Annotated in this window: 27 protein-coding genes; 9 read left to right on the top strand and 18 right to left on the bottom strand. The window is 44.3% G+C overall.

The genetic code is table 11. From position 1 onward, the window contains the following. The first annotated feature begins 225 nt into the window (after nucleotides 1-225). The 4 genes from radC to mutM all read left to right on the top strand — a co-directional run bounded on the left by radC (nucleotide 226) and on the right by mutM (nucleotide 2538). Nucleotides 226-909: a RadC family protein gene (gene radC / locus EKN56_RS19490; protein ID WP_130593308.1), complete on the top strand. Its 684-nt coding sequence runs from the start codon at nucleotides 226-228 to the stop codon at nucleotides 907-909. 240 nt (nucleotides 910-1149) lie between these two features. Beyond that, nucleotides 1150-1386 carry a 50S ribosomal protein L28 gene (gene rpmB / locus EKN56_RS19485; protein ID WP_108900751.1) on the top strand — a complete coding sequence of 79 codons (237 nt, stop codon included), beginning with the start codon at nucleotides 1150-1152 and terminating at the stop codon, nucleotides 1384-1386. A gap of 11 nt (nucleotides 1387-1397) precedes the next feature. Continuing rightward, on the top strand, nucleotides 1398-1565 hold the full coding sequence (rpmG, locus tag EKN56_RS19480) for a 50S ribosomal protein L33 (protein WP_029093261.1): 168 nt from the start codon (nucleotides 1398-1400) through the stop codon (nucleotides 1563-1565). Between the two features lie 163 nt (nucleotides 1566-1728). Next, nucleotides 1729-2538, top strand: a complete 810-nt coding sequence (mutM, locus tag EKN56_RS19475; RefSeq protein WP_130593307.1) for a bifunctional DNA-formamidopyrimidine glycosylase/DNA-(apurinic or apyrimidinic site) lyase — start codon at nucleotides 1729-1731, stop codon at nucleotides 2536-2538. On the opposite strand, the gene coaD is transcribed toward mutM, so the two are convergent. Genes coaD through EKN56_RS19450 form a run of 5 tightly spaced genes read right to left on the bottom strand, consistent with a single transcriptional unit; the run spans nucleotide 2539 to nucleotide 7376 of the window. Then, nucleotides 2539-3036, bottom strand: a complete 498-nt coding sequence (coaD, locus tag EKN56_RS19470; protein WP_130593306.1) for a pantetheine-phosphate adenylyltransferase — start codon at nucleotides 3034-3036, stop codon at nucleotides 2539-2541. Continuing rightward, entirely contained in the window at nucleotides 3033-3812 is a 780-nt protein-coding gene (locus EKN56_RS19465) for a glycosyltransferase family 2 protein (RefSeq protein ID WP_130593305.1), read from the bottom strand. The genes coaD and EKN56_RS19465 overlap by 4 nt, the downstream gene beginning before the upstream one ends. A 3-nt stretch (nucleotides 3813-3815) precedes the next feature. Beyond that, on the bottom strand, nucleotides 3816-5093 hold the full coding sequence (gene waaA, locus EKN56_RS19460; RefSeq protein ID WP_130593304.1) for a lipid IV(A) 3-deoxy-D-manno-octulosonic acid transferase: 1278 nt from the start codon (nucleotides 5091-5093) through the stop codon (nucleotides 3816-3818). Nucleotides 5094-5147: 54 nt separating this feature from the next. Then, nucleotides 5148-6245 carry a glycosyltransferase gene (locus EKN56_RS19455; RefSeq protein WP_130593303.1) on the bottom strand — a complete coding sequence of 366 codons (1098 nt, stop codon included), beginning with the start codon at nucleotides 6243-6245 and terminating at the stop codon, nucleotides 5148-5150. Beyond that, nucleotides 6246-7376: a glycosyltransferase family 4 protein gene (locus EKN56_RS19450; RefSeq protein WP_130593302.1), complete on the bottom strand. Its 1131-nt coding sequence runs from the start codon at nucleotides 7374-7376 to the stop codon at nucleotides 6246-6248. A 186-nt stretch (nucleotides 7377-7562) separates the two neighbouring features. Here EKN56_RS19450 and EKN56_RS19445 point away from each other — a divergent pair, with 186 nt between their 5' ends. Beyond that, nucleotides 7563-8531 carry a polysaccharide deacetylase family protein gene (locus EKN56_RS19445; RefSeq protein ID WP_130593301.1) on the top strand — a complete coding sequence of 323 codons (969 nt, stop codon included), beginning with the start codon at nucleotides 7563-7565 and terminating at the stop codon, nucleotides 8529-8531. 33 nt (nucleotides 8532-8564) lie between these two features. On the opposite strand, the gene EKN56_RS19440 is transcribed toward EKN56_RS19445, so the two are convergent. The 10 genes from EKN56_RS19440 to gpmM form a co-directional block, all read right to left on the bottom strand. Further along, nucleotides 8565-9554, bottom strand: a complete 990-nt coding sequence (locus EKN56_RS19440) for a glycosyltransferase (RefSeq protein WP_130593300.1) — start codon at nucleotides 9552-9554, stop codon at nucleotides 8565-8567. Continuing rightward, entirely contained in the window at nucleotides 9541-10797 is a 1257-nt protein-coding gene (locus EKN56_RS19435) for an O-antigen ligase family protein (RefSeq protein WP_130593299.1), read from the bottom strand. The genes EKN56_RS19440 and EKN56_RS19435 overlap by 14 nt, the downstream gene beginning before the upstream one ends. Beyond that, nucleotides 10784-11965 carry a glycosyltransferase gene (locus EKN56_RS19430; RefSeq protein ID WP_130593298.1) on the bottom strand — a complete coding sequence of 394 codons (1182 nt, stop codon included), beginning with the start codon at nucleotides 11963-11965 and terminating at the stop codon, nucleotides 10784-10786. The genes EKN56_RS19435 and EKN56_RS19430 overlap by 14 nt, the downstream gene beginning before the upstream one ends. Beyond that, entirely contained in the window at nucleotides 11962-12927 is a 966-nt protein-coding gene (gene rfaC / locus EKN56_RS19425; protein WP_130593297.1) for a lipopolysaccharide heptosyltransferase RfaC, read from the bottom strand. The genes EKN56_RS19430 and rfaC overlap by 4 nt, the downstream gene beginning before the upstream one ends. Then, nucleotides 12927-13976, bottom strand: a complete 1050-nt coding sequence (rfaF, locus tag EKN56_RS19420) for an ADP-heptose--LPS heptosyltransferase RfaF (RefSeq protein WP_130593296.1) — start codon at nucleotides 13974-13976, stop codon at nucleotides 12927-12929. The genes rfaC and rfaF overlap by 1 nt, the downstream gene beginning before the upstream one ends. A gap of 109 nt (nucleotides 13977-14085) precedes the next feature. After that, nucleotides 14086-15021 (bottom strand): ADP-glyceromanno-heptose 6-epimerase, encoded by a 936-nt coding sequence (rfaD, locus tag EKN56_RS19415; RefSeq protein WP_130593295.1) that lies wholly within the window; start codon nucleotides 15019-15021, stop codon nucleotides 14086-14088. A gap of 142 nt (nucleotides 15022-15163) precedes the next feature. Then, entirely contained in the window at nucleotides 15164-15925 is a 762-nt protein-coding gene (locus EKN56_RS19410) for a glycosyltransferase family 2 protein (protein ID WP_130593294.1), read from the bottom strand. A gap of 93 nt (nucleotides 15926-16018) precedes the next feature. Beyond that, on the bottom strand, nucleotides 16019-16993 hold the full coding sequence (locus EKN56_RS19405; RefSeq protein WP_246020109.1) for a divergent polysaccharide deacetylase family protein: 975 nt from the start codon (nucleotides 16991-16993) through the stop codon (nucleotides 16019-16021). A 23-nt stretch (nucleotides 16994-17016) separates the two neighbouring features. Next, nucleotides 17017-18351 (bottom strand): murein hydrolase activator EnvC, encoded by a 1335-nt coding sequence (gene envC, locus EKN56_RS19400; RefSeq protein ID WP_130593292.1) that lies wholly within the window; start codon nucleotides 18349-18351, stop codon nucleotides 17017-17019. A gap of 9 nt (nucleotides 18352-18360) precedes the next feature. Beyond that, nucleotides 18361-19905, bottom strand: a complete 1545-nt coding sequence (gene gpmM / locus EKN56_RS19395; protein WP_130593291.1) for a 2,3-bisphosphoglycerate-independent phosphoglycerate mutase — start codon at nucleotides 19903-19905, stop codon at nucleotides 18361-18363. A 345-nt stretch (nucleotides 19906-20250) separates the two neighbouring features. Between gpmM and EKN56_RS19390 the strand changes: the two genes are divergently transcribed. From EKN56_RS19390 to cysE, 4 genes are all read left to right on the top strand, one after another. Further along, nucleotides 20251-20682 (top strand): rhodanese-like domain-containing protein, encoded by a 432-nt coding sequence (locus EKN56_RS19390; protein ID WP_130593290.1) that lies wholly within the window; start codon nucleotides 20251-20253, stop codon nucleotides 20680-20682. A 105-nt stretch (nucleotides 20683-20787) separates the two neighbouring features. Continuing rightward, nucleotides 20788-21261 carry a protein-export chaperone SecB gene (gene secB, locus EKN56_RS19385; protein ID WP_130593289.1) on the top strand — a complete coding sequence of 158 codons (474 nt, stop codon included), beginning with the start codon at nucleotides 20788-20790 and terminating at the stop codon, nucleotides 21259-21261. Continuing rightward, nucleotides 21261-22274 carry an NAD(P)H-dependent glycerol-3-phosphate dehydrogenase gene (gene gpsA / locus EKN56_RS19380; protein ID WP_130593288.1) on the top strand — a complete coding sequence of 338 codons (1014 nt, stop codon included), beginning with the start codon at nucleotides 21261-21263 and terminating at the stop codon, nucleotides 22272-22274. Before secB ends, gpsA begins: the two co-directional genes overlap by 1 nt. A 57-nt stretch (nucleotides 22275-22331) precedes the next feature. Continuing rightward, nucleotides 22332-23150, top strand: coding sequence for a serine O-acetyltransferase (cysE, locus tag EKN56_RS19375; RefSeq protein ID WP_130593287.1), 819 nt, complete (start codon nucleotides 22332-22334; stop codon nucleotides 23148-23150). Between the two features lie 61 nt (nucleotides 23151-23211). On the opposite strand, the gene trmL is transcribed toward cysE, so the two are convergent. The 3 genes from trmL to cpxR are packed head-to-tail and all read right to left on the bottom strand — an operon-like array spanning nucleotide 23212 to nucleotide 25813. After that, the gene (trmL, locus tag EKN56_RS19370; protein ID WP_130593286.1) at nucleotides 23212-23685 is read right to left on the bottom strand and encodes a tRNA (uridine(34)/cytosine(34)/5-carboxymethylaminomethyluridine(34)-2'-O)-methyltransferase TrmL; all 474 of its coding nucleotides are present in this window, start codon (nucleotides 23683-23685) and stop codon (nucleotides 23212-23214) included. A 53-nt stretch (nucleotides 23686-23738) separates the two neighbouring features. Further along, entirely contained in the window at nucleotides 23739-25118 is a 1380-nt protein-coding gene (cpxA, locus tag EKN56_RS19365; protein ID WP_130593285.1) for an envelope stress sensor histidine kinase CpxA, read from the bottom strand. Next, nucleotides 25115-25813 carry an envelope stress response regulator transcription factor CpxR gene (gene cpxR, locus EKN56_RS19360; RefSeq protein ID WP_130593284.1) on the bottom strand — a complete coding sequence of 233 codons (699 nt, stop codon included), beginning with the start codon at nucleotides 25811-25813 and terminating at the stop codon, nucleotides 25115-25117. The genes cpxA and cpxR overlap by 4 nt, the downstream gene beginning before the upstream one ends. Nucleotides 25814-25845 lie beyond the last annotated feature (32 nt).

Genomic DNA, 25845 nt, shown 5'->3' with positions numbered 1-25845 from the left:
ATTGTAAGATGCTATAACAAAAAATCATAACCGTTTTGCCAGCTCCGAGTCTTGTTTATCGCCTGTTTAAGGCGGTATTGATGAATAATCTGTGCGATGCCTTCAGAATAAATGCGAACAGAATGATTCCCGCGATTTTATTTTTGGATAAAGCTTCCAGAAATTATTTTTCAGGTTCGTATTGTTTTCTCTTCACTATCAGAATGTTGATAGCGGGAGGATAGGATGATAAATACGACAGTGAAGGTATGGAGTGCTCAAGGTGCTCCCAGAGAAAAATTATTACAGAATGGTGCTTCATCGCTTTCTGATGATGAATTACTGGCGATTTTTTTACGTACGGGAGTTTCCGGGGTTCATGTGCTGGATTTTGCACGGCAATTATTAAAAGAATTCGGTTCTTTATATGGACTGATCTCTGCAGATTATGTTCGATTTTGTGATATCAGGGGGTTGGGACTGGCTAAATATTCTCAGTTGCAAGCATCCGTTGAACTCTCTCGGCGTTTTTTAGGGCATCAACTGGCCAAAGAGTGTTCAATTAATAATCCACAGATTACCCGGCGTTATTTGCAAAGTTTACTGGCCCAGCGGGATCGTGAAATTTTTATTGTGATGTTTTTGAATAACCAGAATAGGGTGCTTTATCATAAGGAGATGTTCACCGGCACGCTAAACAGTGTTGAAGTACACCCCAGAGAGATTGTGCGCGAGGCGTTAAAATCAAATGCAGCGGCGGTCATATTAGCGCATAATCACCCCTCCGGAATGGCAGAACCCAGTCAGGCGGATCGTTACGTCACTGAAAAAGTGAGGGAAGCCTGCTTGTTACTGGATATTCAAGTGCTTGATCACATTGTTATTGGGCGTGGAGAGTACGTTTCATTCGCCGAAAGAGGGTGGATTTAAGGTATTTTTTGCGATCTTATGGGATCTTTGTCCGTTCAGTACTTGAGCCCTGCCGGCTAAGGGCGTATACTACGCCACCTTTGAGGATCACGGATGTGGTATGAGAGCCTATCTCAGCAGGTTCCGACCTGACTTAACGTCTCATCTCGGCTGAATTTGCTGAGATTGGCTCTAAGGCCTGACGAGGCAGCCAACATCCTAACGAAGCTCGAGCTGATTTGATTTTTGGAGAATTTTGACATGTCACGAGTCTGCCAAGTTACCGGCAAGCGCCCAATGAGTGGTAACAACCGCTCTCACGCACTGAATGCGACCAAGCGTCGTTTTCTGCCTAACCTGCACTCACATCGTTTTTGGATTGAGAGTGAAAAGCGCTTTGTAACTTTGCGTGTATCTGCTAAAGGTATGCGTGTAATTGATAAAAAGGGTATCGATGCGGTGTTAGCCGATCTTCGTGCCCGCGGTGAGAAGTTTTAAGGAACTGAACCATGGCTAAAGGTATTCGCGAGAAGATCAAGCTGGTTTCTTCAGCTGGTACAGGTCACTACTATACCACCACGAAGAACAAGCGTACTAAGCCGGAAAAATTGGAATTGAAGAAATTCGATCCAGTTGTCCGTCAACACGTTCTGTACAAAGAAGCTAAAATTAAGTAATTTTATTTTCGTTGTATAACGTATATCAAAACCCGACTTTGGTCGGGTTTTTTATTGCCTGAAGATTATCTGTTGATGAAACGTCGGGGTAACTTTATGTCATATCCGCTTATGTGTATGATCGGTATTTTGTGGCATAAAAGTAAAAACAGGAAGGTCGTCAATGCCAGAATTACCGGAAATAGAAACCAGCCGTCGCGGAATAGAGCCCTATATGGTTGGGCATCATATTGTCAAAGCCGTTGTTCGCCAGCCTAAATTACGCTGGCCAGTTTCCGGGCAAATTATGGCGTTAGAAAATGCACCTGTTATAAGCGTTCAGCGACGAGCCAAATATCTGCTGATTGAACTGCCCAACGGTTGGATTATCGGTCATCTGGGGATGTCGGGTAGCGTCAGAATTCTGCCGGAATTTATTGAGCCGGGTAAGCATGACCATGTGGATTTCATTCTGTCTACGGGGCAAGTATTGCGTTATACCGATCCAAGACGTTTTGGTGCCTGGCTGTGGGAAGAAGATTTGGCCACCAGTAATGTACTTAAACATCTGGGGCCAGAACCGCTAAGCGATGCGTTTAGTGGAGAATATCTGTTTACTCGCTCACGTAACAAAAAAACGCTTATCAAACCGTGGCTGATGGATAATAAATTGGTGGTTGGTGTGGGCAATATCTACGCCAGCGAATCACTGTTTGAGGCAAAAATATTGCCACAACGTCCGGCGGGTTCATTAACGGAATCTGAGGCACAGCAGCTGGCTGTAACGATCAAGAAAGTTTTACAACGATCCATTGAGCAAGGGGGAACAACCCTGAAGGATTTTCTACAGGCTGACGGTAAACCCGGTTATTTTGCTCAGGAATTGCAGGTTTATGGCCGGGCAGGGGAACCGTGCAAAGCTTGTGGTACCTTGATTGAAAGTGAAAAGCACGGGCAGCGAACGACCTTTTTCTGTCGCCACTGCCAGCGTTAATCAACCCAGTTTTTTCAGTAAAGCCTCTGCAACCACGGGCGGTAAAAATGAACTTACATCGCCGCCGTGGCGGGCAACCTCTTTCACCAGAGAAGAGGAGACGAACGACCATTTCTCTGAAGGCATCAGAAAAATACTTTCTAAATCAGCCATAAGGTGACGGTTCATACTGGCCAGCTGAAGTTCATATTCAAAATCAGATATTGCCCGTAACCCACGAATCAGGACATTAGCTTTTTGTTTTTGAGCAAAATGGGCCATGAGTTCACCAAACCCAACGACTTCAACGCTGGGAAGATGAGCGGTAACGGCTTTGGCCAGTTCAACCCGCTCTTCCAGAGAAAAAAGTGTGTTTTTACCGGGACTACGGGCAATGGCAAGGACTAAGTGATCAAACATATTTACGCTGCGGGTGATGATATCCAAATGACCATTGGTCATGGGATCAAAGGTACCCGGATAGATCGCTTTAGTGAATTCAGCTCTGCGTAAGGTCATTGGCTGATGTTCTCCTGTTGGTGGATTGCCCAGAGAGCTGCATATTTATTAAATGTATATTGAGCATTGATACAAGCAAGAAGGAAACCGTGTTTTCCATCCATAAAGCCGCGCCGCAACAGCCACGTTTTAAAAAATGCCCCGGCAGAATGGGTCACTGCAGAGAACATTGAGGCTCTTTTTCCGCGCTGATAGCTTTGTCTGGCCCAGCCTTCTGCATAGTTGAATTGCTTTCTCTGAAAGACAAAATAATCCCGGCAGGTTAAGTGCAACAGATCACCATTCAGAGAAATGACCTGCGCATTACCATAGTCTACCGATTCGTGAACCAGGTTGTTGTTATAGCGATAAAGACTATTTTGATATAGCCGAATAACACGGTCGGGATACCAACCGCTGTGGCGCATAAATCGGCCTAAAAAGTAGTTACGACGTGGGCAGCTATATACCTGTTCAGGATGATGAACTTCACTATGAATAATGTGCTCGATAGAGGCGCGCAATTCAGGTGTTATACGCTCATCGGCATCAATCATAAAAATGTAATCGCCACTGGCATGGCTTTGAGCTAGCTGACGTTGTTTACCATAGCCCAGCCACTCAGAGTGGGAGAAAATTTTAGCATTATGTTGTTGTGCGATTTGCAGGGTGTTATCGGTACTACCGCTATCCAGCAAAATAATTTCATCGGCCCATTGAGCAGATTGCAGACAATCAGCCAACAATTCGGCTTCATTTTTTGCAATTATCACCACCGAAAGACGTTTTTTATCCACGAGTTAATGGCTCCGGGCTGGTAAATAGGGTTCTAAAAGCGTCAGGAGTTTTTCCAGCGCCCCCTGATTTTGCAACAGTACATTAACGGCTCTTTGTCCGCGATAGCTACGGTACTCTTCATCTGTCAGCAGCGGCTCAATAGCGTCAACTAAAGTGTCTGCATCTTTAATCGTTATCAGACCTTCGGCTTGTTCCAGTTTGTTACAGATATCTTTAAAGTTGAAAATATGTGGCCCCATCAATACCGGAATACCGTGGGCAGCAGGTTCCAGAGGGTTGTGACCGCCACGCTCCACCAGACTACCACCAACAAAAGCCAGGTCAGCAATACCATACAGCAACATGAGTTCTCCCATAGTATCACCTATGACTACCTGCGTATCCGCTGTCGGCACATCGCCACTGCTACGGGTAATAAACTTCAGTCCAGCCTGCGACGTTAGCTGTTGAGCAATCGGGAAGCGTTCCGGATGACGGGGAACTAAAATCAGTAATAGGTCGGGAAAGCGTTTGAGAAGGTTGGCATGGGCTGCCAGCAAAATACCTTCTTCTCCATCATGAGTACTGGCCGCAATCCATACAGGGCGATGGGGGGCCCATTGGCGTCTTAAACTTAACGCTCTGGCGGAAAGTTCTGGGGTAACGGAAATATCAAACTTAAGGCTACCGGTTACCGCCAGATGCGAACGTTTCAAACCCAGTTGAATGAATCGTTCACCATCTTCCTGATTCTGTGCGGCGATTAGCGTAATTTTTTGCAGCATGGTTCGTATGGTACTACCCAGCTTACTATAACCATTAGCAGAGCGTTCTGACAGGCGAGCATTGGCAATAACCAAGGGAACGTGACGTTTATTTAACTGATGGATTAAATTTGGCCAAAGTTCGGTTTCCATGATGATAACTAACTTGGGCCTGACCTGATTCAGAAAGCGGTTCACTGAACCCGGTAAATCATAAGGCAGGTAAACATGATGAACGTCATCGCCAAATGCGGACAAGACCCGCTCTGAGCCCGTTGGTGTCATGGTGGTTACGGTAATCGGCAATGTTGGGTAACGGTAACGTAATGCTCTGACCAGAGGGATGGCCGTTAATGTTTCACCCACGGAAACAGAATGCAGCATGATGCCATCAGGTTTAACTTTACCTTTGCAAAATCCATATCGTTCTGCCCAGCGTTTTTTATAGGCTGGTGCTTTACGGCCACGCAGAAACAAGCGAAGCCATATCAGAGGTTGTAGTAAGTACAGCAGAAATGAGTAAATCAACCGCAACATAATATATCCACAATTACCGGACGTCAGATGGCGTCCGGTAATATTTTAAACTAATTAATCGTTCGCGAGAGCGAGGTACTTTGAACTGGTTGGAATAATACCATAGTCCAGAAGTGGTTTTTCTTCTATTGTTGGTGGCTGATTCGTAACTAAAATGATCTTTTTTGCCAAATCATCTTCATTTAATTCAGACAGACCAACCGCTAAATTACCCGTGAGTATACTTGCGGGCCCCCCAGGGCAGTTAGTGCTAACGACCGGAGTGTTGCAGATGAGAGCCTCAACCAACACATTGCCAAAGCCTTCGCTGTCTGAACTCAATATCAGTGTTTTAGCATGTTTGATATAGGGGTACGGGTTAGAACAAAAACCCATAAATCTCACTCTATTCTCAATATTGAGCTCTTTTGTCAGATTCTTCAGTTTTTCAGTATATTCATTACTGCCTTTACCAATTAATACTAAAGGATAAGAAAGCTGGGTTTTAGCATAGGCTTTTAGCAGACGGTCATGACGTTTATTGGGATGTAAACGACCAACGTGAATCAAATAATCGGTTCCGGCCAGTTCACAAGGCTCTGAAGCAAGGGAACGGATCATATCAATATCAAATGGGTTGGCAATATGGGCCGTTTTTTTCGTAGTAATATCAAATTGTTGAATCAGATCGTTGAGCGCTGCCTGAGAAACTCCAACAATATTTTTATGTTGGTAAACCCGGCTGATTTTTTGTTTTTTCAGCCAATGGCTGAAACCCTGCTTGTTTCCCAAATAGGAAGTAGAAAAGACGCCATGAATACAAAACCAGACTTTTGACCAGTTGAGGCTTCGGCACTGGCTGACAATGCGGTCCGTTTTATGCAAGTTAGAAAATACCAGATCGAATTGACCATCACCGTTTTGACGATTGATAATTTCTTGATCCAGCTGTCTGGCACGGCGATTAATTTCGGTTAGTTTTCGCCAGAAAACACGAGAATCGTCAGATAGCACCGTATATTCAATTCCTGCCGGAATAGGGTAATCACAGACATCACGCAGAGAGATTAATGAAACCTGGTGCCCCAAATTTTTTATCCCTTCGGCCAGCGTCAGTACCACTTTTTCGGCGCCGCCGCCGGGAAGTCCATCAATAATAAATAGAATTCTCATTTAGTTACTCATCAGGCGTTGATACAGACTCACTAATTGCTGTGAAAGCAGGCTGGCATTCTGATGCAAGACTCTTTCTCTGGCTGCCAGCCCCATTGAAGAGCCTAATGCATGTTGCGGCAGTTGGTTAATTGACGTTGTTAAGGCATTAATATCCAAGGCATCGCAAACAAAGCCATTGATTCCGGACTCAATGAATTCTGCACCACCGCAGGTATTACTGGTGATAACAGGTAATCCACAAGCCATAGCTTCTAAAATAACGTTAGGAAATGGATCGTATAATGACGGTAACAGTAAGCCATCAGCAATCTGGTAATAGGGTAATACGTTATTTTGTACACCAACAAAATGCACGCGATTTTGGCAGCCTAAGCTGGCTGCCAGATGTTTATAGCGCTTTTCTTCTTTGTCTTTGCCGACAACCATCAGGTGACGTTGAGTAGGGGTAATTGCCCTGATAGCCGCTTCTAATCCCTTACGTTCAAAGCCGGAACCGACATAAATCAGACAGGAGACATTGGCGTCGATATTTAACTGGGTGCGGATTTGGTGTCTTTGTTGTTCATCTACAGGAATAAAGCGCTGGCTATCAATAGCGTTATAGATAACGTTAATTTTATCTTCAGGTACGCCAAAATCTTCCATGATCTCTTGTTTAATCATGTTTGCATTACAGATAACGGCTCGCAATTCTGGTGCAGAATACATCTCTTTCTCTGCATTCATAACATAGCGATGATAACGGTCATTAAACAGGAGTTTTTGACGCCAGGCTGGCAGTATTCTGGCTCGTTGCTGTAGCCAGCGTTGATGGACCCCATCTCCTGCCCGGTAAATATCACAGCCCGGAATACGTTCATGACTTTGAACTAAATCGAAATGTTCTTTCTGCCAAATTTGTCGCGCAGCCTGAGCAAACCCTTTTTCTCTGCTGATCCTTCCCCATTTGGTTGGATTACAGTGAAAAATATGCCAGTCAGGATTTTGTTCGCCTTGCCATTCCCGCGTAATAACATTCAGTGAAAGGTTATGATCTTTTAACGCTTCCAGTGCTCGGGAGATAAAGCGTTCAGCGCCGCCATCCGGACGGTATTTTTGCCGGACGATAGCAAGACGGATTGGGTTCATACCGGTATTCCTTGCGAAAAAGAGGACTTAGGGTCATCAATCGCGTCAGTATAACATCACTTTAGCGATCGATCGTGTTAGTCGATATGAGTAAAATTTAGTGATGGAGCAGACTTCATTTGCACCCGCTGGCCAGAGTGAGTAGCATTAGTTTATCCAGAGCATAGAAGAGAAGACGTTTGTTATATGGTACAGAAACCTGCTTTCCTGATTTCTATTGATACTGAAGGCGATAATCTTTGGGTTAATACCAGGAATATTTCTACTCACAACGCTAACTATTTGGAGCGCTTTCAGCAATTGTGTGAGAAATATGGTTTTAAACCGACTTACCTTACAAACTATGAAATGGCAGTTTCACCCAATTATATTGCTTTTGCCAAAGAGGTTATTGCGAGTAAACAAGGGGAAGTTGGTATGCATCTGCATGCCTGGAATAGTCCTCCTCTTTACGCTTTGACTGATGATGACGATCGTTATAAGCCTTACCTGATTGAGTATCCTGAAAAGGTTATGCGCGAGAAAGTGATCGCTATGACTAAATTATTAGAAGATACCTTCAGTACTAAGATGGTAAGCCATCGTGCGGGGCGTTGGGTTTTTAATGAACAATATGCTCAGTTATTACATGAGTTTGGCTATCAGGTTGATTGCTCTGTTACTCCTTATGTTGACTGGAGTTCGGTAAAGGGGAATCCACACGCTGAGGGCGGAACAAACTACAGTCAATTCCCTGATAGCGCTTACTTTATGGATCTGAGCGATATTTCTAAACCTGGTACCTCGAGTTTGCTGCAGGTTCCGATGAGTACACGTTTAAAATATGGTTCATTGCAAAACTCCTTTAAGCAATTTTATGATGGTTTGCGCGGTAAAAAACGTCCACCGTCAACCCGCTGGCTTCGCCCAAAAGGCAATAATGTCCAAGAAATGAAGCACGTAGCTCAGCAATGTCTGAACGAAGGCAAAAATTATGTGGAATTTATGCTCCATTCTTCAGAGTTTATGCCGGGAGGAAGCCCAACGTTTAAAGATGAAGCTTCAATAGAACAATTATATCGCGATCTTGAAGAGTTATTTGTATGGTTGAGTGAACGTACTCAGGGAATGACAATGGCGGAGTTTTATCAGTCTGAAGTTCAAGCTAAAAACTAGCATTATGATCAGGGCATAAGATATTTAGCCTGATTATTTTGAGGGTTTACATCGTTTGTATCTTAAGCGCGAGAGTATTCTGTCTACCTGAGGAAATCTCATACGCAGATAGGTTCGAAGACTAATATGCTTTCTGTCACAATATGACAGAAACTCTTTGATCTCCTCAATGGTTGTGTCGTTATAGTTGTAATAACCGTATATTTTTTTATACATCTTACGAACTTCCTGAATAAAATTAACGATCATATAGGTGGTTAATTCTTTCAACTGTTCGTCATTTTCCTGATGAGTCTCTTTGATATAGCGGACCATTTTCTTTACGGAAAGAGAGATATCTTGTATATCTTCTGCCCTGATATTGCGGGTAATACTATTAGGATTATCTCTGTATAAATAAAGCGAGTGATCTAAATGCAGTATCTTTTGGGCCTTTAGATACAGATAAGGGGTATACAGCATATCTTCATAACGCTTTCCTACTTCAAAATACTCTGCCGTTGCCAGCTCTCTTTTAATCACTCTGGTCCAGACGTGCCAGGCCGACGTTTTGAAAGTTTGCGCCAGATTATATTCAGAGGTGCTTTGGTATGAGTTAGGATGAGATAAAATCTTAATCTCATCGTTATTATTCTGATAAAAACGATCGTATTTAAAATCAATCAAGTCGTATTGCTCAGAAAGAATCAGTGGCTCAATCACGGACCAATAGTTATTTCTTAGCAGGTCGTCAGAGTCGATAAAAGTAATGTAATTACCTTCAGCAAGATCCAGTCCGGCGTTTCTGGCTGCGGATACCCCGGCATTGCTTCGGTATTGATATATAATGTTCTGATTATTATATGAAGAAAGAAAATCTTTAATAACACCATCGGACTGGTCTTTGGAACCATCATTAATAATAATGATTTGAACTTTATCCGCAGGAGTTTGCTCAGTAATAGATAAAAGACACTGAGTAATGAATTCCTCGCTGTTATAGCAAGGAATTATGACGCTAAGTATAAAGTTATTCTTTTTCATGATTAACGATATTATCTTTAGAGTTATTGATCAATATGCTAATGACAAGGCATAAGATAAATGTTGCAGTAAATTCCTTACTGAAGAATAGAACGTCGCTGATTCCATAAACGATTGTGTTAAATATTATGCCTAATGCCAGGATATTTAATTCTGGGCGTATAGATTTATATATTATAGATATATAAATAAATAGTAAAAGAGCTACTCCCAATATCCCTTTTAGAGAGAAGTTATCAATGACTTCATTATGTAGATGAATATTTACATACTGATTTGCACCAAAAAGCGTTTGATCTAATGTAACTATTTTCATGACTCTTTCAGCTCTGTCTTCTGCAGATTGCCCTAATGGTGAATCAATTCCTGACTTCAGGCCAACAATTGCCATTGCAAATCTTGCTCCAATAGAGGTATCACTGTTACTTTTTTGATATTGAGACCAATCGTTAGTTATATCATGATAACGGCTAGTTAACTTATCTTTAAAGATAAATCCAAATGCTATAATGATAACAATAAAAACCCCAATGGCTTTCATGATCGCTGCTTTAGATATATTTTTATTAATTGCTATGCTAAATAATGAAATTAATGGAAAAAATAGAATAGCGGCTCTGGTTTGAGTCAATATAATAGCAGAAAATCCCATCATAAACAGGAGGAAAGACAAGTAAAACTTTAGTTTGTGTTTTATTTCCAGAGCAGCAGACAAACCTAATGAACTAATTAGACTGATAATATAGGCAGCAATAGTTGCTTTTTCTGTACCCAGATCTGCTCTTATATAGCCCAGTTTAAAATGTTGGTAGTAGACACAGGCATCCATTACAAGAGAAATTATTATCACTGCGCTAATAATAATATTGTTTTTTTGTTTGCTATCTGAAATAAATAAATACAAAAATGAAGATAAGATTAATAGTTTACCGATATTCATAAATACAGAATATATTGGGCTATAATTTTCCGCTGGCTTAAAAATCACTACCCACAATATATTTACCAGCCCAAACAATAAAAGGCTCGATGCTACCAGCAGGTCCTGTTTCTTAAATGAATGCTTAATATAGATCCATTTGACCAGTACGCCAATGATGGATAAATAGCCGCACGCATAGAAAATTTTGCGGCCGACAGGAATATCCAATGGGATCATCAATAACGACAATAAACAGCCAATAGCAATAATGAATGTAGCAATGTTGTTCAATTTACTGATTTTTATGTCAATTTTTTTCATTTTTCGCTATAGACAACAGGGAATTATCTAATTCCTCTCTAAATTTATCGTGTTGAAATTTATCATGAACATACTGAAATGCATTATTTCGGTATTCCTGATAATGGTTTTTTACTATGTCTTCAACGGCATCAGCGCATTCAATGTGTGATAAAACAAGCGCATCAGATAAACAATCATTTATTGGGTCATAGATTTGATGAGGAAAATCGACATTAATTTGCGTTTGATCATAATGTGTTTGCGGTGTAATGCAAGGAATTAACCCGGTACCACAGTAACCATGTTTAATCACTTCAGGTTGTCCATCGATCATCGGGAACACAACCGGAACGCCATAATACAGTGCCTCCATACAGGATAAGCCGAATGGTTCAGTCACTGGCGTACTCATATAGATATGAATATGGTTAAAAAAATCTGAAAGATCCTGCTTAAAACCCAAAAACTCAATGTGGTTATCCAATCCCAGTCGGGATACTAAATTTTTCAGATTTTGTTCTTCAGGACCTTTTCCTGCAATATGAAATTTTACGTTCATACCGCGCTTAACAAGCTCTGCTATCATCAGAATCGATACGCTCACTCCCTTAAGACCAACTAATCGTGAGGCGGTACCAATATGGATACATTCACCCATTGTTTTTGAGTTATGGTCGATATTTTTTGGGGGTAAAATTCGGTCTACGACAACATCTATTGGGCAAGGTAAATTGAATCTTAGTTGTAAAACACGTTTAGAGGCATGAGAGGCAGATATGCAGCCGCTTAACATAGAAAAGAAGCGCAATGTTTTTTCATTATGTTTGTATCGCCATGAACAACCGTGATCATAGTAAACCATCTTACCTTTTGATGGCTTACCAGGCAGGCTGGGAACCAGATCCCAGACAATAACCAGATCGGCATTTGCTTGTTCAATTTTTCTTTTCAGAATGTATTTTCTGATAAATGAAGGGTACTTCAGCTTTGAACCGGAAAAACCCGAAGAGATCCGATTAGCAAAATTGATATTTCTATTTTTTAACTGAGTAAATATCTCTTCGCCAATGTGGTCACCGATGCAGAGAATTTCGTCATCTTTCGCATTGTCGCTGTTGATATACTCAATAAAAAGTCGCTCGACACCACCCATTTTACCTAAGTTGATAACATGTAGTGTTTTCATCCCATAAACCTTTTTAGTTTTTCTTGTACTGAAGATGCCGTCAGCGATAATAAATTTTTATCAGAGGCGCATAGTTCACTCTGATTTTTTCCATATCCCCCAATCAACCCTGGATCTGTTGGTCCATACAGGGTTATGTTGGGGCGGTCCAGTGCAGCAGTAAGATGACTCAGTCCGGTATCTACAGAAACAACGGCTTTCGCTCCAGCCAACACATTTGCGATTTCTTCCAAGGGTAGTTTAGGTAAAACTTCAACATGTTGAAAGCCTTTCGCTAAACGTTTTGCTCTTTCCTGCTCATGAGGAGCCCCCCAGGGGAGCTTAATTTTAAACCCAGAGTCTGCGGTAAGGGCAATCAACTCGCGCCAATGCTGCTCGGGCCAGTGTTTATCGTCGCGGGTTGTGGCATGAAGAAAAACCAGATAACGATTAGCATCTGCAGGAGGAGTTGCCAGAAAACGCCGGGCAATACCATAATCACCTTTGTTGTCTGGTATTGAGTAACCAAGGCTGAGGGCAAACAACTGTCGGGTTCGTTCAACGGCATGCTGATTTTTAGCTATCGGGTGTTTTACATCGTAGAACCAACTGGCCAGAGGTTCTCTGGCACTATGGCGGTCTTGCCCGTGTTTGATACCTTTAGCTTTGCGAGTAATCAGAAAGGCGCTTTTGATTAGCCCTTGTGCATCAATGACTGCGTCGTAATGGCGTCGTTGCAATTGAGCAATGAATTCAGCTCTTTCCTTACGAGTATCTGCACTAAACCAGGATTTTCTCCAGCGGCGTATGGCTACGGGAATAACCTGGTCAACTGCGCTATGCCAGCCTGGAATCTGTGCGAATCCCTCTTCAACCACCCAGTCAAACTGAATATTTGGGATCGCATTTTGTGCATCAGTGAGAGCTGGCAGAGTATGTAAAACATCCCCCATGGAAGAAGTTTTAACTATCAGAACCCTCATTACCGGCTCTCCTTACTGGTTAACAGTAATTGGAGTTCAGCTAAAACCTGTTCTGGTTGAATATCAATTAAACTCTGGTGGTAGCCCTGTTGAGCATCACCTTTGCGTACTTTATGGTAACCGGTAATCAGGCGGATCACTTTGGCATCATGGGTGAGTGGTGGTGTAAAATCCGGGCTGCTTGGGCCATAAAGAGCAACTAGAGGTCTGTTAAGCGCCGCCGCAATGTGCATTAAACCGGAATCGTTACTGACAATAGCATGACAGGCAGCGATCAGAATGACGGCTTGATCCAGCTTTGTGCTGCCGGCAAGGTTATGACAGTGGGGCTGCAGTTCCGCAGGAAGTGCATGAACAATCTCCTCTCCTGCTTCTCTGTCTTTCTCTGAGCCAAACAGCACAATTTGGAATCCTTGCTGAATCAGACTATTAGCCAACGTTGCATAGTGATAGTGAGGCCAACGCTTTGCCGGGCCAAATTCAGCTCCGGGACAAAATCCGATAACAGGTCGGTTATTATTAAGGCTGAATTCGGCAGTGGTGGTATCAATTTCGGTCTGGCTAACGTGAAGCTGAGGCCAGAGAATAGGCTGAGGAATATCCTCGGCACATGAAATACGCTGTTTGCTATAGGCTAAAGCCACGTAACGTTGAACCATCAGGGGAAATGCTGCTTTATTCAAGACGCGAAGGTCGTTTAGCAGGCCGTATCGCATCTCTCCACGCCATCCGGTGCGAATGGGTATCCGGGCAAAAAAAGGAACCAGGGCTGATTTAAATGAGTTTGGCAGAACAATCGCTTGCTGATATTGCTCCTGACGTAATTGCTTACCTAATTGGCGACGTTCTCCAATAGCCAGTGCACCATGACCTAAAGGCATTGGTAACGCTTTACTGACTTCAGGCATTCGGGCTAGTAGCGGACGGCACCAGGCTGGTGCCATTACGTCTATTTCCACTGCCGGGTTTTCTGCCTTTAAAGTGCGATAAAGGCTTTGTGACATCATCATATCACCGACCCAGGATGGCCCGATAATCAGCGTTTTCATGCTCAATTCTGCTCCAGTTGTAAAACGACACGGCTACTACATAGTTAAAATAAAAGCCCGGGGTTATTAACACAGGGCTTTCGTATTGAGTGACTGTGTTATTTCAACTTTATAATTTATCCTGATTCAGCCAGGCCATATATTCTGCCACGCCTTCTGCAACAGTTTTGAAGGGTAGATCATAACCTGTTGCTTTCAATTTAGTAAGGTCCGCTTGAGTATAGGACTGATAGCGTCCTTTTAAATGTTCAGGGAAGGGAATGTATTCAACATGCCCTTTTTTATGGAAAGCCAATACCGCATCAGCAACTTCCTGAAAGGATTCAGAGCGACCCGTTCCACAGTTAAAGATACCCGAGGCGCCATTTTTCCAGAACCAGAGGTTCATATTGGCTACGTCACCGACATAGATAAAGTCGCGTTTAAACTGTTCGCTACCTGAAAATAGCTTTGGATTTTCACCTTTATTAATCTGATTATTCAGATGAAAAGCAACGCTGGCCATGCTGCCCTTATGATTTTCCCGTGGGCCATACACGTTGAAATAACGGAATCCGCAAATCTGCGATTCGGCCTGAGGCAAGATTTGACGAACATATTGATCAAACAGGAATTTAGAATAGCCGTATACATTAAGAGGCTGTTCAAATTGACGGTCTTCAACGAAGTTATCGCTACGCCCACCATAGGTGGCAGCAGATGACGCATAAAGGAATGGAATGTGGCGATCCAGACAGAAGTGAAGCAAATCTTTGGAGTATTGATAGTTATTGTCCATCATATACTTGCCATCCCACTCGGTGGTGGATGAGCAGGCTCCCTGATGGAAAATCGCATCAATATCGCCTAAATCGTCACCGGCGAGAATATGGGCCAGAAAATCTTCTTTATCAATATAATCAGCAATTTCTAAATCAACCAGATTGGCGAATTTAGTACCATCCTTCAGGTTATCGACCACCAGGATGTCTTGATATCCGGTTTTGTTTAATGCTTTGATAATATTGCTGCCGATAAATCCAGCACCGCCGGTTACGATAATCATGGTTTCACCACTTGTTCCAAGATAAATTTATTGGGATGCTGTCTGTGTTAAACAGCACCCCGGGTTATTTTATGCCGACTGCATCAATATGGCTATCTGGCAGGTAGACACTGGATTTTATTCTCAGTTCCATTGTAGATAATTAATGCTTTTTATCATCGTGTTGATACCAGGCTTTCAGATATTTCATAAAGCTGTAGGCAACAGCATAAGTGCCGGTAACAACACCCACTTTGCCATCTTTCCAGCCATTTTTGAAAATATACCATTTCCAGAAAGAACCAAAGGCACTAAATAGCCCTCTGGCTAAAGAAGGCTTAACTCGCTTATATTTTACCAGTCGGGTGGTATATCCATTCAGTTTATTAAACACTTCATGAATAGAGAAAAAGGTATCGTGCTTAACAAAACCGGCAATCACTGCGGTATTTTTGTAACCTTCTGCTGCATCATCAACCGGACGGCTGTTAAAACCAACACATTCACGATTAAATAATCTGACCGGATAGTCGGGTGAGGTGACGGGGTAAATATTGTGGACTTCTTTGCCTAAAACAAACCAGTGACGAGAAATACGAAACGCCATATCGGGCGCTGGCATACTACCGCTCTTAATCTTCTTTATCTCTTCAACGGTTTTCTGGTCGATGATCTCATCGCTGTCCATACAGAGTACCCACTGGTTGCTGACCAATGAGATTGCATAATTCATCTGTTCACCATGTGTGGTATAGGCCCGATAGACAGGGGTTACACCAAACTGCTGACAGATATCCAGAGTTTCATCGCTGCTTCCTGAATCTACAATAATTAACTCATCGGCGATTTCTTTCAGGGGCAAAAGTACATCTTTTAGTAATCGTGCGGAATTAAATGTTAGTACGCACACTGATAAAGGAAACATAACCTGACCGCCATTGGACTCAAAAAATAAATAGTAACGTAGCCGCTATTTTTGTTCAATTAAGGATAATTCATATGCTTAGATACCGTTTTCTCATGGGCGATTTGGGGCCGATGGTAATGAGGAAGCGGAAATTTGTGGAGCAACGCTACAATAGGTCAGATAAGAGTAGATTGACCATATTGCCGGCGAGGTTCCGAAAATATTTTTGATAGTGCTATAAGTGGCTTGCGGATTGATTTTCTCAATCGATTCAGGTGCCGGGCAACGATGAGTCAGATCGACAGGGATCGCCACAGGTTTTTCTGGTGTCTCTACTTCAACCGGCTTAGGTTCGCGAGAGGGATAGGTTCGATGTGGTGCCGATGGTAATAAGTGACTGACAGGCACCAATACTACATCTGGTGGTAATTGTGGGAGCATCTGTTGCAACACGCTAATCGTCGAAGGGTGAGGATGGCCGATAGCAATCGCTGAACCATTTTTTTGCGCCATCTTCACCGCCAGATTAAATTGTTTTCTTACTGCCGCTTCGCTTTGGTCATCATCCAGAAAGACTTTTCTTTTGACCACCTGAACGGAAGTGCCTTCTGCTGCCTGTATTGATTTAGTGCTGCCAATGGTCACACTATCGAGAAAATAAAGTTGGTAGTGGCTGAGGGTTTTCATTACCAGTTGCATGGCGCCTAAATCAGACGTCATGGCACTTCCCATATGGTTATTCATTCCTTTTGCATGAGGAACGTTGCGTATGGCCTGGGCAATAATACGCCGAATCTCTTCCACACTCATGCCCGGACGTAGCGTATCCCGTTCCAGAGGCTGCTTACTTATTGGTGCCATTGGCATATGGATAAGAATTTCATGTCCTGACTGGTAGGCTTTTTGCGCCATCTCCTGAGATAACGGAGCATTGGGCAATACGGCAACAGAAATGGCCGCAGGCATTTTCAGAATTTGCTCTTCGTTATGTTTACGATAGCCAAAATCATCGATAACAATTGCCAGCCGGGCGGGGGCGGCAGAAAGTGCAAAACTCAGACAGAGTAAGCCGAGTACAGGATGGATAAGATGTTTTAATAAAGTCACTACTATTTTCCAAGCCATGGTTGTGGGTTAACTGCTTGTCCCTGACGGCGAATCTCAAAGTACAGCGAAGGTTCTCCCTGACCGCCACTGGTGCCAACCAGTGCTATTGGTTGCCCCGCTTTAACCTGACTACCAACGCTAACCAGCGCACTCTGGTTATAGCCATACAGGCTCATATCGCTTTTGCCATGTTCGACAACAACAACCAAGCCATAGCCCTGTAACCAGTCAGCCAACAATACCCTGCCATCAGCAATGGCCCGGACTTCACTGCCTTCCGGCGCATTGATAACCATACCTTTCCAGCGAAGTTCACCTTGTAGCGCTTCACCAAATCGATGGCTTATTTGTCCTCTGACTGGCCATAGAGCCTGAGCCGCCGGGCGGCCGAGTCCACCGGTGCGAGCCATCAGAGAACGCTCTTCTTCTGTTGCTTTATACACTGAACCCGATTTTTGAGCCTGTTGTTGACGGGCTCTTAGTTTTTCGGCTTCCCGCTGTTCACGAGCCGCTCGGGCCTTGGCTTCACGTTCGGCTTTGGCTATTTGATCTCTTAACCGGGATTCGTTTTTCTTCAGTTCAGCCAGTTTCTGCTGATCGGCCTGAATAGAAACATCCAGCTCACTTAAGGTTTTCTTTCGGGCCTGGCGCGCAGATTCCAGTTTTGTCTGTTCGTCTTTTTGCTGGCCAAGTAGGGTTTTCTGCTCAACCTGTTTTGTTTGTAACTTGGTTTTTTCCTGCTTCAGGTCGGTTTGTGTCTCTTTAAGTTCATCAATGGTTTTTTGGCGAGCCTGATTCAGATAGCCATAATACGCGAGGATCCTCTCGCTACGTTGACTCTCTTCGCTTTCCAGAATGAGCTGAAGCTCAGAGCTTTTTCCCAGCCGAAAAGCAGCATCCAACTGTTTAGCCAGATAGTCCTGCTGAGTATTTTGTTGTTTTTGCAGTCGTTTTATATTGCTGTTAAGGGTGCCGATTTCACTACCTAAAGTCGTTAGCGCTCCCTGAGTTTTTCGCAATATCAGACTGGACTGAGCAATGGATTTCTCCTGCTCTTTAAGCTGTACATTAAGGTCTTCACGCTGTTTTTGCTGTAGCTTGACGTTTTTTTCTTTTTCAGCAATGTCTTGCAAAACGGAATTGAGTTGTTGCTTATTATTTTCGTCAGCATAGCCAGAATAAGGATAGAGAAGTGCGCCAGCACAGAGCAGGCTGGCGCAAATAACACTCAAACTGAAACGGTGGGTCGATACACCTGATGCAGAGTCCTGTTTTGGTATCCGCACAATCGACCCCCTGATAGCTTGTGAATGGTGAAAAATAGTCGCTTCCTTCATGGAAGGCGATTATTTCACGATGAACAGTGGCTTACCAGTCATCTCTTTTGGAATTTCCATTCCCATCAGGCTAAGCATGGTTGGTGCCAGATCGGACAGTTTGCCACCCTCGACCACTTGTGCTGACTTTCCTACATAAATCAATGGCACCGGTAGGCTGGTATGTGCGGTATGAGCCTGACCTGTTGCCGGATCGCGCATTTGTTCAGCATTACCGTGATCGGCAGTAACCAGTAACTGTCCGCCTACTTTTTCAACGGCGGCAACCACTTGGCCAACGCAAGCATCCAGCGTTTCTACCGCTTTGATGGCTGCTTCATATACGCCGGTGTGACCAACCATATCACCGTTAGGGTAGTTACAGATGATGGCGTCATATTTACCACTTTCGATCGCTGCAACTAGCTTTTCGGTCAGCTCTTCTGAACTCATTTCTGGTTGTAAATCATAGGTGGCAACCTTCGGCGAATTCACCAGAATACGGTCTTCACCGGTAAATGGATCTTCTACACCACCATTATAGAAAAAGGTTACGTGAGCATATTTCTCAGTTTCAGAGATGCGTAGCTGAGTTTTATCATGCTTCATCAACCACTCACCAAAGGTATTGGTCAGTGAATCAGGTGGATAAGCACATGCCGCTTTAATATCCGCAGCGTATTCCGTCAGCATCACAAACTCGCTGAACTTAACTACTTTGTTACGCTTAAATCCGTCAAAATCAGGATTGATAAAAGTACGAGTAATTTGACGAGCACGGTCAGCGCGGAAATTCATAAAAATTAACGCATCACCATCCTGCATGGCAGCAGTGGGTTCACCCGCTTTTTGAATAACCGTAGGTTTAACAAACTCGTCATTTTCATCGCGGCTGTATGCGGCCTGTAATCCTGAAACCGCATCTTCTGCAGTGAATTCGCCTTTAGCATCAGTCATCAGGTCATAAGCGAGCTGTACTCGATCCCAGCGGTTATCGCGGTCCATTGCATAGTAACGGCCAACGATGGAAGCGATACGACCACAGCCCAGTTTCTCAAACTCTTGGGTGAATCGTTTCAGTGTTGATTGCGCACTACGGGGTGGGGTGTCGCGACCATCCAGGAATGCGTGAAGATAGACAGCTTTTGCGCCACGCTTTGCCGCTAACTCAATCATTGCCAGAATATGGTCTTCATGGCTGTGAACGCCACCTGGGGACATCAATCCCATAATGTGAACGGCTTTATTGGCTGCAACGGCTTTATCAACAGCAGACGTTAATACCGGGTTGGTAAAGAAATCGCCTTCTTTGATCTCTTTGTCCAGACGGGTGAGATCCTGATACACGATGCGTCCGGCACCCAGATTCACGTGACCAACTTCAGAGTTACCCATTTGACCATCGGGTAAACCTACATCCAGACCAGAAGCTGCAATCAGCGTATGCGGATAGTTCTTCCACAACTTATCCATCACTGGTTTTTTAGCGTTAATGATAGCGTTATCCTGTTGCTCTTCCCGATAGCCATAACCATCAAGAATCACCAGAACCATGGGTTTTTTTGTGCTCGACATTCAAATAACCTCGTAAATAACATTGAAATTTTGCGGTATTCATTTCATATCCAATGTGCTTTTTATACCACATTGAGAACTTAGAGGTAACGATAGGTACAACCCGCATCGTCATTTGGGAAAGAATTTTACTACAGTCGAAGGCAAATAAGCGGAAAAATCAAACTTTGATACCTGTTTTTACTCTTTTTCAATATGTTTCGCCGTGGACTCTTGATAAAATTTTTAGAGATATGCCGTATTTTCTGCATTGCTAACCGTATTTTGGCTGTATTTGATGCAGTGCAAAGGTATACTCCATAACCTTGATTATTTAATCCCAAACAGCGGGAGTTGTTATCCTCCATGGAACAAGTTATGCAATTTGTTAGTAACCATCCGGTATTAAGTATTGCCTGGGTTGGGTTACTGGTCGCTGTCATTTTTATGACGCTAAAAACAGCAACATCTAAAGTTAAAGATATCAGCAATTCGGATTTGACCCGACTGATCAACTCAGAAGGTGCGGTTGTTGTTGATACCCGTACTATCGATGATTTCCGTAAAGGGCATATTGTTGGTGCTATCAACTTAACGCCAACAGACATTAAAAATGGCACCCTTGCCGTTTTGGACAAACATAAAGAGCGCCCGGTGGTGGTACTTTGTGCTAATGGCACCAGTTCAAAAGAACCGGCAGAAACCTTAGTTAAAGAGGGTTTCACACAGGTATTCACTCTGAAAAATGGATTGTCTGGCTGGAGCGGTGAAAACCTGCCATTGGTTCGCGGTAAGTAATAGTCGGTAAAACGGGATGAGCCCCACTTTACTGTTTATCTCAAAACTCCCGATTATTGCTTTATTTCAGCATGAGAAGGACATTTAACTTAAAGGTAATTTTTTATGTCAGAGCAAAGCAACCCAGAAATGGCGTTTCAAATTCAACGCATTTATACCAAAGACGTCTCTTTTGAAGCACCTGCAGCACCACTGATTTTTCAACAGGAGTGGGATCCTCAGGTTAAACTGGATTTAGATACGGCTTCCAGCCAACTGGGTGATGGTGTATTTGAAGTTGTTTTACGCGTTACTGCTACAGCTATGCTGGGTGAAGATACGGCATTCTTATGTGAAGTTCAGCAAGCAGGTATCTTTAGCATCACTGGTCTGGATGATTCTCAGATGGCTCACTGTCTGGGTGCATACTGCCCGAACATTCTGTTCCCTTATGCTCGCGAATGTGTTTCTGCACTGGTTTCTCGCGGTAGTTTCCCTCAATTGAATTTGGCGCCAGTAAACTTTGATGCGCTGTTCATGAACTATCTGCAGCAGCAAGCCGAAGCTGAGCAAGGCGCTGCGCCGCATCAGGACGCGTAATGAATCAGGTCGATATGACTGTTATCGGTGCCGGCTCGTACGGCACCGCTTTAGCCATTACGCTGGCGCGTAATGGCCACTCGGTAGTGTTGTGGGGCCACGACCCTCAACATATTGCACAACTGCAGCAGGACAGAAAAAATCAGGCGTTTCTCCCTGATGTCCCATTCCCTGATACATTACAGTTGCAGGCGGATCTTCAGCAGGCGATTAGTGCTAGCCGGGATATTCTGGTCGTTGTACCCAGTCATGTTTTTGGTGATGTTCTTCGCCAGATAAAGCCGTTTTTACAGCCAAATGCTCGTATTGTTTGGGCAACCAAAGGACTGGAAGCCGAAACCGGGCGTTTACTGGCTGAAGTGGCCAGAGAAGCGTTAGGGGATGATATTCCACTGGCGGTTATCTCCGGGCCGACATTTGCCAAAGAGCTCGCTGCTGGCTTACCTACTGCAATCGCAGTGGCTTCATCGGATCCTCAATTCACTGATGATTTGCAAAAGTTATTACACTGTGGGAAGAGCTTCAGAGTTTACAGTAATCCGGATTTTATTGGCGTTCAGTTAGGCGGTGCGGTTAAAAACGTTATTGCTATCGGAGCCGGTATGTCTGACGGCATTGGCTTTGGCGCCAATGCCAGAACGGCATTAATAACCCGGGGCCTGGCAGAAATGAGCCGTTTAGGTGCCGCTTTGGGCGCAGATCCTGCCACCTTTATGGGTATGGCTGGATTAGGGGATCTGGTATTGACCTGTACGGATAACCAATCCCGTAACCGTCGTTTTGGCATTATGCTGGGCGAAGGAAAAAATGTTGAAGAAGCCCAAAACCTGATTGGTCAGGTGGTTGAAGGCTATCGTAATACCAAAGAAGTGTGGGTACTGGCTCAGCGCCATGGCGTAGAGATGCCAATTACTGAACAGATTTATCAGGTACTTTATGCCGGTAAAGATGCCCGGGAAGCGGCTATTACTCTACTCAGCCGAACCAGCAAAGATGAGAAAATAAAAGTCTAATTACCATCAGTATCCATTGTTTTTATTGGAACCAGAGGTGTAAGCAGGAGCTGGAAAATGTCATCAGAGTCAATGCAGGTCTGGAATGAGATAAAAGTTGAAGCGCGAAAACTGGTTGATTGTGAACCTATCCTTGCCAGTTTCTTTCATTCGACACTGTTGAACCATGAGTTTCTGGGGAATGCCCTGAGCTATATTCTGGCTAATAAATTGGCCAGTGCCACCATGCCGGCTATTTCCGTGCGGGAAATTATTGAAGCGGCAATTCAGTCTGACAATTCTATTGTTGAATCTGCTGCTCGTGATATTTTGGCGGTGCGTCAGCGTGACCCTGCCGTTGATAAATACTCAACTCCGCTACTTTATCTTAAAGGTTTCCATGCGTTGCAGGCCTATCGCGTGGGTCATTGGTTATGGCAGCAAAATCGTAAAGCGCTGGCGATTTATCTGCAAAATCAGGTCTCTGTGGTGTTTGGCGTTGATATTCATCCGGCGGCCCGTATTGGCCACGGTATTATGTTGGACCACGCAACCGGCATTGTGATTGGCGAAACCGCCGTTGTGGATAATGATGTGTCTATTCTTCAATCCGTTACGCTGGGTGGTACCGGGAAAGAAGGGGGCGATCGTCATCCTAAGATCCGTGAGGGGGTGATGATTGGTGCAGGCGCTAAAATTCTTGGCAATATTGAAGTGGGAAGAGGTGCCAAAATTGGTGCGGGCTCTGTAGTGCTACAAGCAGTACCGCCTTATACCACTGTAGCGGGTGTACCGGCCCGAATTGTTGGGCGCTCAGGCTGCGATAAGCCTTCAATGGAAATGGATCAAAGCTTTAATGGCTTGAAGGGGGATATCGATCTCCCGGTTGATGATTAGCCATTTCCATCAGAACTGTTCAAACGTTTATTTTAGCTGACCGGACTTTTCCGGTCAGTTTCTACTCCCGATGCAGCGCTCCCTGATAACCTAATTGTCTCCAGGCTTCATACACCACCACCGATACGGCATTTGACAGGTTCATACTGCGGCTGTCTGGTTGCATAGGAATGCGAATTTTTTGCTCTTTTGGCAGACTATCCAGTATTTCTGTGGGTAAGCCGCGGGTTTCCGGACCAAAGAGTAAGTAGTCACCAGGCTGATAGGAAACCGCGCTGTGGGCCGGCGTTCCTTTAGTGGTCAAAGCAAATAATCGGGCAGGATTTTCGTTAGCTACAAATGCCTGATAATTTTTATGGCGTTTGATAGCGGTAAACTCATGATAATCCAGACCAGCGCGGCGCAGACGTTTATCATCCCAGGTAAAACCCAGGGGTTCTATCAGATGTAACTGGAATCCGGTATTTGCACACAGGCGGATAATATTGCCAGTGTTTGGTGGTATTTCTGGTTCAAATAAAACGATATTTAGCATGCGCCCCCCAATTCAGAGAGGCGCAGAATAGCAGATATTGAATCTCGCTAGAACTAGCGAACGTAAAGAGGTAGCCAAATTATCAGGCGTAGCCCGCCTAATGGACTCTTTTCTGCTTTAGCCCAGCCGCCATGTTGGCTAATTGCCGATTCTACAATGGCTAAACCGAGGCCAGAGCCGCCGGAATTACGATCTCGTGCTTCATCAGTACGATAAAACGGTCGGAAAATTTGTTCACGATCCTCTTCTGCTACACCCGGACCGTCGTCATCGACATGAATTTCAACGCCCTGCTCGTTACAGTTGAAAGTCACAACGATATGGTTGTTGGAGTATCGAAAAGCGTTACGAATCACGTTCTCTAATGCACTGTCCAGTGCTGCCCGATTACCAAAAATTGGCCATGGGCCAGGGGGAACGGCAATTTCCAGCTTTTTATCGGTATGTTCAGCTTCAAATTTAGCGTTATCGAGAACATCAGCCCAAAGTTCATTTGCCAACAGGCGCTCTCTGGCGATTTCGCTTTTATATTGATTACGTGACAGATCCAGCAGATGGTTGATCATATGGTCCAGCCGCTGTGCTTCGGTTTCTATTCGAACCAACTCTTTAGACTCACCATGGCGGCGTCTCATTAATGCCGTCGCCAGCTGCAGACGTGTTAGCGGTGTTCTTAATTCATGAGAAATATCGGAGATTAATCTCTGCTGGGCTTTTACCATACGGTCCAGCCCATTCACCATTTGGTTAAAGCTGGCACCCGCTGCGCGGAACTCCAGTGGACCAAACTCAAGTTCGGGCGATTCCTTCAGGTTGCCTCTGGCCACTTCATCAGCGGCCCGTTTTAGCTTGCGAGCGGGCTTAGCCAGACTCCAGGCCAGCCAGAGCAACAGCGGTATACTGATAACCATGGTAACGGCGAGCAACAACAGCGGACGGTCAAATAGCAGGTTGATAAAGTCTGACTGTGGGCTGGTTGCCGGGCGCATTAAATACAACTGATAGTGCTCTTCTCTATCGCGAACAGAAAAAGGGCCAACCATCTCCAGCAGGCCGTATTTCTTCTTCATCGGATAGTCAGCATTGTCAGCCTGACCAATAAAGTTTCGCACCATCTGCATTTCATTGCGTTTCAGGATGCCGACAATTCGGCCTTCGCTGGTGACCAGCAACATACGCTGACCAGGGGGGGACCACTTTTCAATAGCCTGCAATAGCCTGCGCCACCACATCAAATCGCTGTTAGGCGTACTGGCCAGTTCAGCTTCAACGTGTTGCTCCAGCATGGTTCCCTGACGCCGCTCACTGTCCAGCAGAGCGGCTAGCTGACGGGAGTCAAGTTTAGGAACCATCAGGACCACCATGACCACTAAGGTCAGAGTGAGCCAGAATATGGCGAAAATGCGGGTTGTCAGGCTATTGAAAGTAATCATGTCGCAGTGACCATCAGATAACCGCGACCACGCAGAGTTTTAAACCAGGGTAAGCCGTCGTGACGTTCTGGCAATTTACGTCTGAGGTTGGAGATATGCATATCGATAGCGCGATCGAATGGCGTTAAGCGTTTACCCAGTACTTCCTGACTTAAATATTCGCGGGAAACCACTTGGCCCAAACGTTGAGCTAATAAGTAAAGCAGAGTGAACTCAGTACCGGTCAGATCGAGGGTTTGCCCATCGAAGCTGGCTTCCTGACGTCCAGGATTTAAACGCAGTTTATCCACCTGTAGCGTATTGGAACTGACTTCAGGTTCTTGCTGTTGTTCGCTCCAGTTGGAACGTCGTAAAATAGCGCGGATACGCGCTATCAGCTCGCGATCGTTAAATGGCTTAGGCAGATAGTCATCTGCACCCAGCTCCAGCCCTAATACTCTATCCAGCTCGCTACCGCGGGCAGTGAGCATTATCACCGGTGTTTGATAATTCTGGCGTAGCTCTTTTAGCGTATCGATACCATTTTTCTTTGGCATCATGATATCCAGCAGAAGCAGGTCAATCGTGTCATCCATCATGTTTATTGCTTGTTCGCCATCATAAGCAACAACAACGTCAAACCCTTCCAGCTCCAGTAACTCTTCCAGCAATGACGTGATTTCACGATCGTCATCAACAAGCAATATTTTACTCATAGTGTTTCCTCCGGAAGCAAAATTACTCGAAT

It is taken from the genome of Limnobaculum zhutongyuii (genome assembly GCF_004295645.1).
Taxonomy (GTDB): domain Bacteria; phylum Pseudomonadota; class Gammaproteobacteria; order Enterobacterales; family Enterobacteriaceae; genus Limnobaculum; species Limnobaculum zhutongyuii.
This window is presented reverse-complemented; position numbering and strand designations above follow the sequence as displayed.